Below are 13,420 nucleotides of genomic sequence, written 5' to 3' on the forward strand. Positions count from 1 at the left end.
AGAGAGGGAATCAAATGAGTTATAAAATAGGACAAGTTATCAAAGGAAAAATTACCGGTATTCAGCCATACGGTGCATTTGTATCATTAGATGATCAGACACAAGGACTAATTCATGTATCCGAAATCCAATCTGGCTACACTAAAAATATTCATCAATATTTAAATGTCGGTGAGACAGTCAAGGTTCAAATCATTGATATTGACGAGTATACTGAAAAAATCAGTTTGTCTTTACGAACTTTAATGACGCATCCAGCACCGCCATCTTTGCATCGAAAAAGATACTTTACCAACCGTAACAAGCATATCGGTTTTCGTTCATTAGCAGAAAACATGCCTATCTGGACAAAAGAAACCTATGAAGCATTACAAGAAAATGCTGCTGCGAAAATAAAAGATGGAAACCAATGATATTTTTCATTTGGAAATTCCATTTTTTCAGAAAAGATGTTACAATGTTTTAACCAGTAAAACTTAGAGGTGAATATTGTGACAAAACAAATATCTGGAACGATTATGTTACATCTGGAAGATGGTTCAAAACGTTTTTTAGTTCACGAAGATGGAAGTACGAAAGAATTCGCTCGCACGGATACCCAAACTGGAAACACTGTTTTAGCAAGCTTTTTGAACTTTTTGAAGGAAAAGTTGCTAATTGATGTCAACAATATTAATTTAATGGAGCTAACAAATACGCAAAGTAGAGGACAAAGCATGCCGCTTTATGTATTTGAAATGCAAGGTACAACCACCGCTTTACCCCAAGATTATTTTTGGGAAACACCAGATAGTTTGAGAGAAATTTTAAGCAGTGTACAAATTGAAGGCGTACCATTATTTAAATAAAATACTGTGAAATCTGGAAAGAAAAATTTCTTTTCAGATTTTTTTATTTTTTCAGAAAAAAACTATTGACGGACTGTAAATGAAATGATAATCTAACTAAGCTGTCAAATGACGAAGGCAAACAATTTGAAATGATTTAAAAAGTTTCGAAAAAAATATTTCAAAAAGTTATTGACATTCATTCGGTCAGCTGTTATGATATAAAAGTTGCTGATGCAACAGAAATAGACCTTTGAAAACTGAACGAATAAGACGAACCAAATGTGTAGGGCGTTCCTATTTATAGGAACAAACAATACAAAGCAAGCAATATGCTAGCAACAAGTCAATTAATACAATTGAGCTAACAGTCGCAAGACTGTGCAAACTTTTTAATGAGAGTTTGATCCTGGCTCAGGACGAACGCTGGCGGCGTGCCTAATACATGCAAGTCGAACGCTTTTTCTTTCACCGGAGCTTGCTCCACCGAAAGAAAAGGAGTGGCGAACGGGTGAGTAACACGTGGGTAACCTACCCTCCAGCGGGGGATAACACTTGGAAACAGGTGCTAATACCGCATAACAGAGAAAACCGCCTGGTTTTCTTTTGAAAGGCGCAATTGCGTCACTGGAGGATGGACCCGCGGTGCATTAGCTAGTTGGTGAGGTAACGGCTCACCAAGGCAACGATGCATAGCCGACCTGAGAGGGTGATCGGCCACATTGGGACTGAGACACGGCCCAAACTCCTACGGGAGGCAGCAGTAGGGAATCTTCGGCAATGGACGAAAGTCTGACCGAGCAACGCCGCGTGAGTGAAGAAGGTTTTCGGATCGTAAAACTCTGTTGTCAGAGAAGAACAAGGATAAGAGTGGAAAGTTTATCCCTTGACGGTATCTGACCAGAAAGCCACGGCTAACTACGTGCCAGCAGCCGCGGTAATACGTAGGTGGCAAGCGTTGTCCGGATTTATTGGGCGTAAAGCGAGCGCAGGCGGTCTCTTAAGTCTGATGTGAAAGCCCCCGGCTCAACCGGGGAGGGTCATTGGAAACTGGGAGACTTGAGTGCAGAAGAGGAGAGTGGAATTCCATGTGTAGCGGTGAAATGCGTAGATATATGGAGGAACACCAGTGGCGAAGGCGGCTCTCTGGTCTGTAACTGACGCTGAGGCTCGAAAGCGTGGGGAGCAAACAGGATTAGATACCCTGGTAGTCCACGCCGTAAACGATGAGTGCTAAGTGTTGGAGGGTTTCCGCCCTTCAGTGCTGCAGCTAACGCATTAAGCACTCCGCCTGGGGAGTACGACCGCAAGGTTGAAACTCAAAGGAATTGACGGGGGCCCGCACAAGCGGTGGAGCATGTGGTTTAATTCGAAGCAACGCGAAGAACCTTACCAGGTCTTGACATCCTTTGACCACTCTAGAGATAGAGCTTCCCCTTCGGGGGCAAAGTGACAGGTGGTGCATGGTTGTCGTCAGCTCGTGTCGTGAGATGTTGGGTTAAGTCCCGCAACGAGCGCAACCCTTATTGTTAGTTGCCATCATTTAGTTGGGCACTCTAGCGAGACTGCCGGTGACAAACCGGAGGAAGGTGGGGATGACGTCAAATCATCATGCCCCTTATGACCTGGGCTACACACGTGCTACAATGGGAAGTACAACGAGTCGCGAAGTCGCAAGGCTAAGCTAATCTCTTAAAGCTTCTCTCAGTTCGGATTGTAGGCTGCAACTCGCCTACATGAAGCCGGAATCGCTAGTAATCGCGGATCAGCACGCCGCGGTGAATACGTTCCCGGGCCTTGTACACACCGCCCGTCACACCACGAGAGTTTGTAACACCCGAAGTCGGTGAGGTAACCTTTATGGAGCCAGCCGCCTAAGGTGGGATAGATGATTGGGGTGAAGTCGTAACAAGGTAGCCGTATCGGAAGGTGCGGCTGGATCACCTCCTTTCTAAGGAAAATTACGGAGACTACACAAGTTTATCTTTATTCGTTCAGTTTTGAGAGGTCTACTCTCAAATCGTTCATTGAAAACTGGATACAAAAAACAAACCAAAAATTTTTAAAACAAACCGAGAACACCGCGTTGAATGAGTTTTTTAATAGTTCAATTGCTTATTTTTTATTTATTGGAACTCTATCGCTAGAGGGAAGATAAAGACCCAACCGTAAGGTTGATAAGGTTAAGTGAATAAGGGCGCACGGTGGATGCCTTGGCACTAGGAGCCGATGAAGGACGGGACTAACACCGATATGCTTCGGGGAGCTGTAAGTAAGCTTTGATCCGGAGATTTCCGAATGGGGAAACCCAGCATCTTTAACAGGATGTTACTGTTCAGTGAATACATAGCTGAATGGAGGTAGACGCAGAGAACTGAAACATCTAAGTACCTGCAGGAAGAGAAAGAAAAATCGATTCCCTGAGTAGCGGCGAGCGAAACGGGAAAAGCCCAAACCAAGAGGCTTGCCTCTTGGGGTTGTAGGACTCCGATATGGTAGTTGATTGAAATAATCGAAGGACCTGGAAAGGTCTGCGAGACAGGGTAAAAGCCCCGTAGATGAAATTTGAATCACACCTAGGAGGATCCTGAGTACGGCGGAACACGAGGAATTCCGTCGGAATCCGGGAGGACCATCTCCCAAGGCTAAATACTCCCTAGTGACCGATAGTGAACCAGTACCGTGAGGGAAAGGTGAAAAGCACCCCGGAAGGGGAGTGAAATAGATCCTGAAACCGTGTGCCTACAACAAGTCAAAGCCCGTTAATGGGTGATGGCGTGCCTTTTGTAGAATGAACCGGCGAGTTACGATCCCATGCGAGGTTAAGTCGAAGAGACGGAGCCGTAGCGAAAGCGAGTCTGAATAGGGCGAATGAGTATGTGGTCGTAGACCCGAAACCATGTGATCTACCCATGTCCAGGTTGAAGGTGCGGTAAAACGCACTGGAGGACCGAACCCACGTACGTTGAAAAGTGCGGGGATGAGGTGTGGGTAGCGGAGAAATTCCAAACGAACTTGGAGATAGCTGGTTCTCTCCGAAATAGCTTTAGGGCTAGCCTCAGAGTAAGAATGATGGAGGTAGAGCACTGTTTGGACTAGGGGCCCATCTCGGGTTACCGAATTCAGATAAACTCCGAATGCCATACATTTATCTCTGGGAGTCAGACTGTGAGTGATAAGATCCATAGTCGAAAGGGAAACAGCCCAGACCACCAGCTAAGGTCCCAAAATATATGTTAAGTGGAAAAGGATGTGGGGTTGCACAGACAACTAGGATGTTGGCTTAGAAGCAGCCACCATTTAAAGAGTGCGTAATAGCTCACTAGTCGAGTGACCCTGCGCCGAAAATGTACCGGGGCTAAACATATTACCGAAGCTGTGGATTACACCTTAGGGTGTAATGGTAGGAGAGCGTTCTAAGGGCGTTGAAGGTAGACCGTGAGGACTGCTGGAGCGCTTAGAAGTGAGAATGCCGGTATGAGTAGCGAAAGACAGGTGAGAATCCTGTCCACCGTATGACTAAGGTTTCCTGGGGAAGGCTCGTCCGCCCAGGGTTAGTCGGGACCTAAGCCGAGGCCGAAAGGCGTAGGCGATGGATAACAGGTTGATATTCCTGTACTCGTTGTTTTTGTTTGAGCAATGGAGGGACGCAGTAGGCTAAGAAATCAGACGATTGGAAATGTCTGTCTAAGCAATGAGTCTTAAGATGAGTCAAATGCTTATCTTTCTAAGGACAAGTTGTGATGGGGAGGGAAATACAAGTACCGAAGTTTCTGATGTCACACTGCCAAGAAAAGCTTCTAGTGAGAAAACAATGACCCGTACCGTAAACCGACACAGGTAGTCGAGGAGAGTATCCTAAGGTGAGCGAGCGAACTCTCGTTAAGGAACTCGGCAAAATGACCCCGTAACTTCGGGAGAAGGGGTGCTGATCTAACGATCAGCCGCAGTGAATAGGCCCAAGCGACTGTTTATCAAAAACACAGGTCTCTGCAAAATCGAAAGATGAAGTATAGGGGCTGACGCCTGCCCGGTGCTGGAAGGTTAAGAGGAGTGCTTAGCGTAAGCGAAGGTACGAATTGAAGCCCCAGTAAACGGCGGCCGTAACTATAACGGTCCTAAGGTAGCGAAATTCCTTGTCGGGTAAGTTCCGACCCGCACGAAAGGCGTAACGATTTGGGCACTGTCTCAACGAGAGACTCGGTGAAATTTTAGTACCTGTGAAGATGCAGGTTACCCGCGACAGGACGGAAAGACCCCATGGAGCTTTACTGCAGTTTGATATTGAGTGTCTGTACCACATGTACAGGATAGGTAGGAGCCGTAGAAGTCGGGACGCTAGTTTCGACGGAGGCAATGGTGGGATACTACCCTTGTGTTATGGCCACTCTAACCCGCATCACTAATCGTGATGGGAGACAGTGTCAGATGGGCAGTTTGACTGGGGCGGTCGCCTCCTAAAGAGTAACGGAGGCGCCCAAAGGTTCCCTCAGAATGGTTGGAAATCATTCGCAGAGTGTAAAGGCACAAGGGAGCTTGACTGCGAGACCTACAAGTCGAGCAGGGACGAAAGTCGGGCTTAGTGATCCGGTGGTTCCGCATGGAAGGGCCATCGCTCAACGGATAAAAGCTACCCTGGGGATAACAGGCTTATCTCCCCCAAGAGTCCACATCGACGGGGAGGTTTGGCACCTCGATGTCGGCTCGTCGCATCCTGGGGCTGTAGTCGGTCCCAAGGGTTGGGCTGTTCGCCCATTAAAGCGGCACGCGAGCTGGGTTCAGAACGTCGTGAGACAGTTCGGTCCCTATCCGTCGCGGGCGTTGGAAATTTGAGAGGATCTGTCCTTAGTACGAGAGGACCGGGATGGACTTACCGCTGGTGTACCAGTTGTCTTGCCAAAGGCATCGCTGGGTAGCTATGTAGGGAAGGGATAAACGCTGAAAGCATCTAAGTGTGAAGCCCACCTCAAGATGAGATTTCCCATTTCTTAAAGAAAGTAAGATCCCTGAGAGAAGATCAGGTAGATAGGTCAGAAGTGGAAGTGCAGTGATGTACGGAGCGGACTGATACTAATCGATCGAGGACTTAACCAAGAAAAAATGGACTCGGAAGTTAAAAAAAGATGGAATGTTTTTTGATCCAGTTTTGAGTGAGCGAAGTTTACTCAACTAAATAGTGTGGTGGCGATAGCAAGAAGGATACACCTGTTCCCATGTCGAACACAGAAGTTAAGCTTTTTAGCGCCGATCGTAGTGAGGGGTTGCCCCTTGTGAGAGTAGGACGTCGCCACGCGTAATTTATTCCGGCATAGCTCAGTTGGTAGTAGCGCATGACTGTTAATCATGATGTCGTAGGTTCGAGTCCTACTGCCGGAGTCATTAAAACAATTCATAAATTGAATTGTTTTTTTTGTGAGCAAATTTCTGTGGTTTAAATTGATTTGATGTTATTCTTCTTACATAAAGGGGATGAAATTATGTACATGAAAATTTCTGAATCATTAATAGACCAGTTGAAAGATTATCAAAAAAACGGGACGATTGTTCTCGATTTAGATGATGGTGTGGGCAAATACTCTAAGTTTGGAACTTGTGCTATAAATATAAGTTTCAGATTGTTGGTATTAGGAAAAGATCAAGATCAATCTGATTATACTGAAGTAATTTCTAGTGATATTGGTGAAATGCCAATAAAAAAACACTCTGAAATGTATTTGGAAGACAATTTAATTTTAGATTATGATCCAAGAATGTCATTAATTAAGTTAAAAGGCCCAAGTGGTATGATTGATGGAAACGTACAGATTGTTGATTTGAGAGAAAAAATTAGCAACTAAATTAAATAATTATAGTAAACAACGCTTTGTCAATGCAAAGCGTTGTTTTTATATTTATTTAGGTCTTTTGATATCGATAAGATTTGAGATATGGCTATATGTTTCGCCGGCTAATCGGGCAACTGGAGATAATTTTTCAGGTAAAATGTATTCTTTGTCAGCATCGAAAACATCTTCTGAAAATGAATAGTGCAATACTTCTAAGATGAATAAGTCGCTGATAATTATTTGATTATTAGTGATAGGAATGTATTGATGGACTTTTACTTCTAGACGAATTGGTGCTTCTTGGATGCCTGGAACGGCTATTTTTTTGCTGTCGATCATAGTGACGGGTAGGTTTGATAATTCACTTTCTGTTTCTGATAAGGTCGCAGCTGTTGCATTCATCAATACTAGGACGTCATCGTTTACAATTTGAATAACTGCTTCATTTGTTTCAGATAAATTTTTGGCAGTATCTTTCATTTGTTGATTGGGTTGTCGATTAATTGACAGGCTGACCAAAGGTAGATCTTTGGCGATGACACTGAAATAACTAAAAGGGGCAGCATTTATTACCTCTTTTGCTTTATTAAATGTTGTGACCCAAGCAATCGGGCGTGGGATAATACTACCAGTTAAAAATTTATAATGCTGTTGTGTAGTTAAGTTATTTGCTTCATATTCAATCATCTTTTTCCTCCTAAAAAAAGGCTGGGCCAGTATAAATGGTCCAGCCTTTATTTTATTGACGTTTTGTATTGGCATCGGATGTATCAAATGGTCTCACATATGCTTCGATTTCTTCCCGTTCACTTTGTAAGTGTGGAGGTAATGATAAGATTTCACCTGCGTGTTCGTAAGTTTCATCTTGTAAGAAGCCAGGACCATCTGTTGCTAATTCAAATAAAACCCCAGGTGCTGCTTGGAAATATTCAGATTGGAAATAGAAACGGTCAACAAAACCTGAATTTGGGAATTCTAATTCATTGATTTTTTTAATCCAAAAACGTAAAGCTTCATCGTCAGCAACCCGTAAAGCTAGGTGATGAACGTTACCAAAGCCTTGCATTGCTGGTGGCAAATCTTCACGATGATCTACGATGATAGTAGCCCCGTTACCGCCTTCGCCAACTTCAAATAAATGCATCGTGCCGTCTGAAGCTGTTTCTTCAAAGCCTAAAACATTTTTCAAGACAAGTTTCATATGATCAAAGTTTGAAACAACTACAATGGTTGGGCCTAAGCCGATAATTGAGTGTTCAGCGGGAACATTGGAATTTTTCCAAGGAATACCTGCTGCAACCCCTTTGTTATGTTCATCGGAAACCAATTGCATTAATTGATCATCAAAATCACTGAATTCCAAATACTTTTTACCGAAACGTTCTTTAATTTCACCATGCTCAACATTTAAACGATCAAAACGTTCTACCCAATAAGCTAAACTAGCATCAGTTGCTACACGGAAGCCAGTTCGAGCAATCGTATTCGTTCCTTTTTGGCCTTTTGGTAGTCCTTGGAAGTCAAAGAAAGTCATGTCTGTACCGGCACCGCCGACATCATCAGTAAAATATAAATGATAAGCACTGATGTCATCTTGATTGACTGTTTTTTTAATCATGCGTAAACCTAGTACATCAGTGAAAAAACGATAATTTTTTTCGGCGCTGGAAGTCATTGCAGTAACGTGGTGTAATCCTCTAATTTGTGTATCCATTGAAAAATCCTCCTTGATTGTCTGATTAACTCTTACTAAAAGTAAGTATACAGGATTAATTTTTTAAAGCAAGAATTTCAACTCCGCTTGATAATTCAAGTAAAAATCGCTAGGATGAAAATAAGGAGGCGCTCTTATGAAAAATACAATATTATTTGATCTGGATGGCACCTTGGTAGACTCCAGTGAAGGAATCATTAATAGTTTAAACTATATGATTGATCGGTTAGGCTTAAAAAAATTAGATCAAGCAACTTTACGTTTGTTTATCGGACCACCTTTGAAAGATTCTTTATCAACATATTTAGAAGTGACTGATCCGCTGGAAATCGACCAAGCGATTGCCACTTATCGTGAGCATTTTGCGGTTGCTGGTTTGAAGGAATTAACGATGTACCCCAATATTGCTGAGACATTGACTAGTTTGGCAAAAGAAAATAGATTGGCTGTAGCCACTTCAAAACCTGAAAAATATGCGAAACAAATTATTAAAAACCTAGGATTAAATCAATTTGAAGGTGTTTTTGGTGCCGATATGGACGGGAAATTATCAAGTAAAACAGCAGTCATCGAGTATGCGTTGGATCAGCTGGACACGACAGAGGGAATAATGGTGGGTGATCGTGAATTTGATATCCTTGGTGGAAGGGAAAACCATTTAAAAACAATTGGTGTATTATATGGTTTTGGTGATCGTACAGAGCTAACGGCTGCCGGAGCTGATGAAATCATCGAGTCTGTCACTGAATTACCTTTTGCGATAAAAAAAATCAAATAAAAAACCAGTCATTTTTTGAAGGACTGGTTTAAGCCGAAAGATTATTTAACTAATGTGTAGTCATCAATCGTTTTACCGTTAACATCTTTTAAGATGAGCCAGCTGTTGGTACCGGCAAAATATAAGAAGTTTCCTATCTCATTGACGCTTTTGAAAATAATATCTTCGGTAGTAGTAAAATTTTTTATTTGTTTAGCATGCTCTGCTCGCAAGCTCTGAGTGAATTTGGCAGCAAAACCAAGAGAACCGTCTTTGTTTAAAGGGGGTTCTTTTTTTAATGTTGCGCCGGCTAAAAGTTTTAACTCGTTGCGCTTTTGCCAAATGGCAGTGCCTTTTGCTTCATTATAATCAATAAAAAATTCAACGGTACTGATTTCTTTACGCCAGCGATGTTGCGCCTTTGCGGGTGCTTTTTTGATTTTTTTCATAGGATAACCAAAAGCCGTTAAAATTGTTGCAACCGATTCGTAAAAGTCGTCTAATTGATTGATATAATTTTGTGGAATCTTTTTCGCTGGAAACTCGCGGGCAATCGTTAATTTTGCATCAGTTAACTGTTGATAGAAAAACTCACCATAGTCGGCTAATGGAAAATCAAAGTCACAGCTAATCGTAATCAGCGTATCAAAATCTACACTTGGCTGATGATTGTCGATACCAATTCCGTTTAATTGACGATTTTTAGTGTAAAGCAATAGATGGTTGAGAGGTATATTGCTAGGGTTTGAGCTGATGCTAATCATTATATTTTGATGAATAATGTTAATCTCGTTTTTTTCGATGGATACTTGTAAGTCCATAGGAATCTCCTGCTTTTTTTATTTCAGTATACGAGAAATGCCAGGTAGAAAAAAATAATTTGCTTGGATACAAAAAAACCAATCTGTAAAGGATTGGTTTTTGTAAAGCCACCTGACGGGCTTGAACCGTCGACCTCCACCTTACCATGGTGGCGCTCTACCAGCTGAGCTAAGGCGGCATTTGTTATCTTATTAAGCTGCACAGATAATTATATAAAAGCTTTTTTTAAAAGTCAATCAAATTTAAATTTAAAAAATTTGGTCCTAATTGGAAGTTTTCAAAGGCTTATAAATTAGTTATTTTTAGTTGACTTCAAATAGAAAGATTCATTGATAGCTGTTTTTTGTTTTGCTATACTTATAATAAGAAAAAAGCGCTTTATTTTAGATTGGGAGGGATTTTTATGAGAAAAAATTGAGTTACCATACACTTAGAGTTTCTAAGTTTTTCCACAAAAAATCCCTTTGCGAATTGTTGTAAGTATATTTGTAGTAATAGGTAGTGGATGGATGGTTTTTTTGTGGCGTTTGAAATACGTTTACAAAAGGAGAGCCTATGAAAAAGGAAACAAAAAAAAGCTTAGTTAGTAAATTGATTGTTGTTGGTGTTGTCGTTATTTTGGTACTGATCTATTTTCTTGTACCTAGTGTGAATCAAATAGTACGCCAAATTGTCGGTATGTTTGCCAGTGGAGATTTTACCGTGGTACGGCAATTTATAGCTTCTTATGGTGGCTATGCCGTGCTGATTTCATTTTTCTTAATGATTTTTCAGTCAGTGGCAGCACCTTTACCGGCATTTTTGATCACCTTTGCCAATGCCAATCTTTTTGGTTGGTGGCAAGGTGCGATCCTGTCTTGGGTGTCCTCGATGGCTGGAGCCGCTTTGTGTTTTTGGATTGCCCGCATTTTAGGTCGGGATGTGGTTGAGAAATTAACCAGTAAGGGTGGCTTGCAACAAATTGACACCTTTTTTGAAAAATACGGTCGACTGAGTATTTTGATTGCGCGACTACTACCTTTTATTTCTTTTGACATTGTTAGTTATGCAGCAGGCTTGACAGCGATGTCCTTTGGGAGCTTTTTAATTGCGACAGGACTAGGGCAGTTACCGGCGACGATTATTTATTCTTATGTGGGCGGCATGTTAACTGGCGGTGCTGGTATGTTGGTGAGTGCGTTAATGATTTTATTTGCTTTATCGGCATTAATCGTCTTATTTAGAAAAATTTACACCGACCGGCAGAAAAAGAAAGTGAAACAAGAAGAAAATTAATTGCTTTTTTTAAAGACAGTCCTTAATGGATTGTCTTTTTTTGCTTAAATGAAGAAATCTTCATCTTGTTTATTAAAAAAAAGACGGATTATTTGTGAAAATCTAGTATGCTATAAGTGAGAGGAACTAAGGAGGTTGGGTTAGTATGAAAATTTTAATCGTGGAAGACGAAGAAAGTTTGGCTAATTTTATTGAGACAGAATTAAAATTTGAGGGTTATGAAACTGTTTGGGCTAGCGATGGGCAAGAGGCGCTAACAATCTTTTTTGAAAACCCTGAAGCGATCGATTTAATTTTATTAGATTGGATGCTACCAAAAACTGATGGGATTACTGTTGCCAGAAGAATCCGCAAACAATCAGAAGTGCCGATTATTATGATGACGGCAAGAGACCAAACCACAGATATTGTCCAAGGTTTAGACACAGGATTGGATGATTACTTAACCAAACCATTTGAAATTGAAGAATTATTTGCTCGGATTCGGGTAATTGAGCGACGAGTGGAAAAGCAAAAACAAGTGGAGCAACATTTAATATATCATGGCATTACGATGGATGTGGCGAAACACCAAGTTTTATTGAATGAGCAAATAATTGATTTGACGCCCAAAGAATTTGGTATTTTATATGAATTAATGAAAGAACCCGAAGCCGTGAAAACCCGTGATGAATTATTAAATGAAGTTTGGGGCTATGATTATTTTGGTCAAACCAATGTTGTAGACGTTTATATTCGAACATTGCGAAATAAATTGAAAGCAGTCGACGATGAGAACTATTTACAGACGGTTCGTGGTGTTGGCTATGTTTTGAGGGTGGGAGAATGAAAAAGAAGAAAGAAATTACTGCTAAAAAACAATTAACCCGAAATTTAACAGGTGTGTTATTACTACTGCTAATTATTGGCAATTTACTTTTTGTCCTCCTTTCTTTTTTTTCGGCTTATGAATATTTAGAAGATCGTAGCGACAATATGATTGAAGCGATTCAAAAGGGCAGCCAAGATAATTTGCAGCAAATTTTAGATGCGACAGTTTCCAGTGACGATGAGGATGCGGTGCGGGTGATTTTAACTGATGGCACGACTTACTATTCTGACGATGCTGAAGAAATTTTTTCCGAATTGTCACGAGGCCGCTATTTGCCTTTCTTTAGTGATTTATTATCCAGCGAAGAAGGGATTTATCTTTATCAGAGTGAGAAATATAACGGTGGACAAATTGAGGTCGCTGTCAATAGTGAAACGATTTTAGATATTACCAGTAGCATGGTGATGCTAAATATTTTTCTTAATGTCGTGACGATTGTTGTTGGTGCAACCTTAATTTATTACGTGGTGGGTAAATGGAGCCAAAAATTAAGTCGTTTAGCAAATGAAATTCATTTAGTAGAAACCGAAGATTTACCCCAAGTGACCGAAATTAATGAACCAATGGAGATGCAGGCGGTGACCCAAAGTTTTAATCAGTTGTTAATCAAACAAAAAGCAGCTATGGAAAGAGAAAGTCAGTTTGTTACTGATGCTTCCCATGAATTGCGGACGCCGATTGCAGCAATTCGTGGGCATGTTAATCTAATTAAACGTCGTGGTCAAGAACATCCAGAAGTAGTGGAAAAATCATTGGCCTTTATTGACCAAGAATCAAAACGGATGGAAGTCATGAGTAATCAATTATTAACATTAGGTCGTAGCCAAAAAGACGAAGCCACCGAGACTGTTAATTTATCTCAGTTAGTTAAGGAATCAATCGAAAAAATCCAAACGATTAGTGATCACGTGATTAGTTACCAAATCGCACCGGATGTTACAGGTACCTTTGTCAAAAATGATTTAAATCAAATTTTGCAAAACTTATTGGAAAATGCTGTGAAATATTCGCCAGACAAACAACCTATAGAAGTAACTTTAAAAAATGTTGATGGGAAAATTAAATTAGCGGTGATTGATCAAGGAATTGGGATTTCAGATGATCAGAAGACTAAAATTTTTGAACGTTTTTATCGGGTAGATGATGCCCATTCTAGTGTGATTGAAGGTTCAGGAATTGGTTTATCGATTGTTGATGCGTTAGTTAAAAAGTATCAAGGGGAGATTACTGTGACGGATAATCAGCCACAGGGAACGATTTTTACGATTATTTTCTAAAATGAAGAATTCTTCATTTACCTTCACTTAAATCTTGGTTTTTATCTTTTCG

Annotated in this window: 10 protein-coding genes, 2 tRNA genes and 3 rRNA genes; 11 read left to right on the forward strand and 4 right to left on the reverse strand. The window is 41.0% G+C overall.

The features are described 5' to 3' along the window. Window positions 1-14: 14 nt before the first annotated feature. The 7 genes from ACVWNY_RS01725 (at window position 15) to ACVWNY_RS01755 (ending at window position 6,664) form a co-directional block, all read left to right on the forward strand. Window positions 15-413 (forward strand): CvfD/Ygs/GSP13 family RNA-binding post-transcriptional regulator, encoded by a 399-nt coding sequence (locus ACVWNY_RS01725; RefSeq protein ID WP_218327507.1) that lies wholly within the window; start codon window positions 15-17, stop codon window positions 411-413. A 78-nt stretch (window positions 414-491) separates the two neighbouring features. Continuing rightward, entirely contained in the window at window positions 492-848 is a 357-nt protein-coding gene (locus ACVWNY_RS01730; protein ID WP_218327506.1) for a hypothetical protein, read from the forward strand. Window positions 849-1,218: 370 nt separating this feature from the next. Beyond that, window positions 1,219-2,778 (forward strand): 16S ribosomal RNA (locus ACVWNY_RS01735). A 230-nt stretch (window positions 2,779-3,008) separates the two neighbouring features. Further along, window positions 3,009-5,921 (forward strand): 23S ribosomal RNA (locus tag ACVWNY_RS01740). A gap of 83 nt (window positions 5,922-6,004) precedes the next feature. Then, window positions 6,005-6,120, forward strand: a 5S ribosomal RNA gene (rrf, locus tag ACVWNY_RS01745). Together the 16S, 23S and 5S rRNA genes with 1 tRNA gene alongside form the textbook arrangement of a ribosomal RNA operon. 9 nt (window positions 6,121-6,129) lie before the next feature. Next, window positions 6,130-6,203: transfer RNA gene (locus ACVWNY_RS01750), tRNA-Asn, on the forward strand. Window positions 6,204-6,304: 101 nt separating this feature from the next. Then, window positions 6,305-6,664: an iron-sulfur cluster biosynthesis family protein gene (locus ACVWNY_RS01755; protein WP_218324119.1), complete on the forward strand. Its 360-nt coding sequence runs from the start codon at window positions 6,305-6,307 to the stop codon at window positions 6,662-6,664. A 54-nt stretch (window positions 6,665-6,718) separates the two neighbouring features. Here the strand turns inward: ACVWNY_RS01755 and ACVWNY_RS01760 are convergent, their stop codons facing one another. Both ACVWNY_RS01760 and ACVWNY_RS01765 read right to left on the reverse strand, forming a co-directional pair. Further along, window positions 6,719-7,339, reverse strand: a complete 621-nt coding sequence (locus tag ACVWNY_RS01760; protein ID WP_218324120.1) for a flavin reductase family protein — start codon at window positions 7,337-7,339, stop codon at window positions 6,719-6,721. Window positions 7,340-7,391: 52 nt separating this feature from the next. Next, window positions 7,392-8,366, reverse strand: a complete 975-nt coding sequence (locus tag ACVWNY_RS01765) for a ring-cleaving dioxygenase (RefSeq protein WP_218324121.1) — start codon at window positions 8,364-8,366, stop codon at window positions 7,392-7,394. 136 nt (window positions 8,367-8,502) lie between these two features. Here ACVWNY_RS01765 and ACVWNY_RS01770 point away from each other — a divergent pair, with 136 nt between their 5' ends. Next, the gene (locus ACVWNY_RS01770; protein WP_218324122.1) at window positions 8,503-9,144 is read left to right on the forward strand and encodes an HAD hydrolase-like protein; all 642 of its coding nucleotides are present in this window, start codon (window positions 8,503-8,505) and stop codon (window positions 9,142-9,144) included. Window positions 9,145-9,185: 41 nt separating this feature from the next. Here ACVWNY_RS01770 and ACVWNY_RS01775 read toward each other — a convergent pair whose 3' ends face one another. Together ACVWNY_RS01775 and ACVWNY_RS01780 are read right to left on the reverse strand one after the other, a co-directional pair. Continuing rightward, entirely contained in the window at window positions 9,186-9,944 is a 759-nt protein-coding gene (locus ACVWNY_RS01775) for a hypothetical protein (protein WP_218324123.1), read from the reverse strand. A 106-nt stretch (window positions 9,945-10,050) separates the two neighbouring features. Next, window positions 10,051-10,123: transfer RNA gene (locus ACVWNY_RS01780), tRNA-Thr, on the reverse strand. Window positions 10,124-10,500: 377 nt separating this feature from the next. Here ACVWNY_RS01780 and ACVWNY_RS01785 point away from each other — a divergent pair. The 3 genes from ACVWNY_RS01785 (at window position 10,501) to ACVWNY_RS01795 (ending at window position 13,368) form a co-directional block, all read left to right on the forward strand. Beyond that, window positions 10,501-11,220, forward strand: coding sequence for a TVP38/TMEM64 family protein (locus tag ACVWNY_RS01785; RefSeq protein ID WP_218324124.1), 720 nt, complete (start codon window positions 10,501-10,503; stop codon window positions 11,218-11,220). 145 nt (window positions 11,221-11,365) lie between these two features. Beyond that, window positions 11,366-12,049: a response regulator transcription factor gene (locus ACVWNY_RS01790; RefSeq protein WP_218324125.1), complete on the forward strand. Its 684-nt coding sequence runs from the start codon at window positions 11,366-11,368 to the stop codon at window positions 12,047-12,049. Beyond that, window positions 12,046-13,368 carry a sensor histidine kinase gene (locus ACVWNY_RS01795; RefSeq protein WP_218324126.1) on the forward strand — a complete coding sequence of 441 codons (1,323 nt, stop codon included), beginning with the start codon at window positions 12,046-12,048 and terminating at the stop codon, window positions 13,366-13,368. Before ACVWNY_RS01790 ends, ACVWNY_RS01795 begins: the two co-directional genes overlap by 4 nt. Window positions 13,369-13,420 lie beyond the last annotated feature (52 nt).

This window comes from Enterococcus sp. JNUCC 77, assembly GCF_054819945.1.

Excerpts from the sequence above, each read along its gene's own strand:
- ACVWNY_RS01760 (WP_218324120.1), bottom strand. The coding sequence starts at position 7,339 with ATGATTGAATATGAAGCAAATAACTTAACTACACAACAGCATTATAAA.
- ACVWNY_RS01765 (WP_218324121.1), bottom strand. The coding sequence starts at position 8,366 with ATGGATACACAAATTAGAGGATTACACCACGTTACTGCAATGACTTCC.
- ACVWNY_RS01775 (WP_218324123.1), bottom strand. The coding sequence starts at position 9,944 with ATGGACTTACAAGTATCCATCGAAAAAAACGAGATTAACATTATTCAT.
- ACVWNY_RS01795 (WP_218324126.1), top strand. The coding sequence starts at position 12,046 with ATGAAAAAGAAGAAAGAAATTACTGCTAAAAAACAATTAACCCGAAAT.
- ACVWNY_RS01770 (WP_218324122.1), top strand. The coding sequence starts at position 8,503 with ATGAAAAATACAATATTATTTGATCTGGATGGCACCTTGGTAGACTCC.
- ACVWNY_RS01725 (WP_218327507.1), top strand. The coding sequence starts at position 15 with ATGAGTTATAAAATAGGACAAGTTATCAAAGGAAAAATTACCGGTATT.
- ACVWNY_RS01755 (WP_218324119.1), top strand. The coding sequence starts at position 6,305 with ATGTACATGAAAATTTCTGAATCATTAATAGACCAGTTGAAAGATTAT.
- ACVWNY_RS01785 (WP_218324124.1), top strand. The coding sequence starts at position 10,501 with ATGAAAAAGGAAACAAAAAAAAGCTTAGTTAGTAAATTGATTGTTGTT.
- ACVWNY_RS01790 (WP_218324125.1), top strand. The coding sequence starts at position 11,366 with ATGAAAATTTTAATCGTGGAAGACGAAGAAAGTTTGGCTAATTTTATT.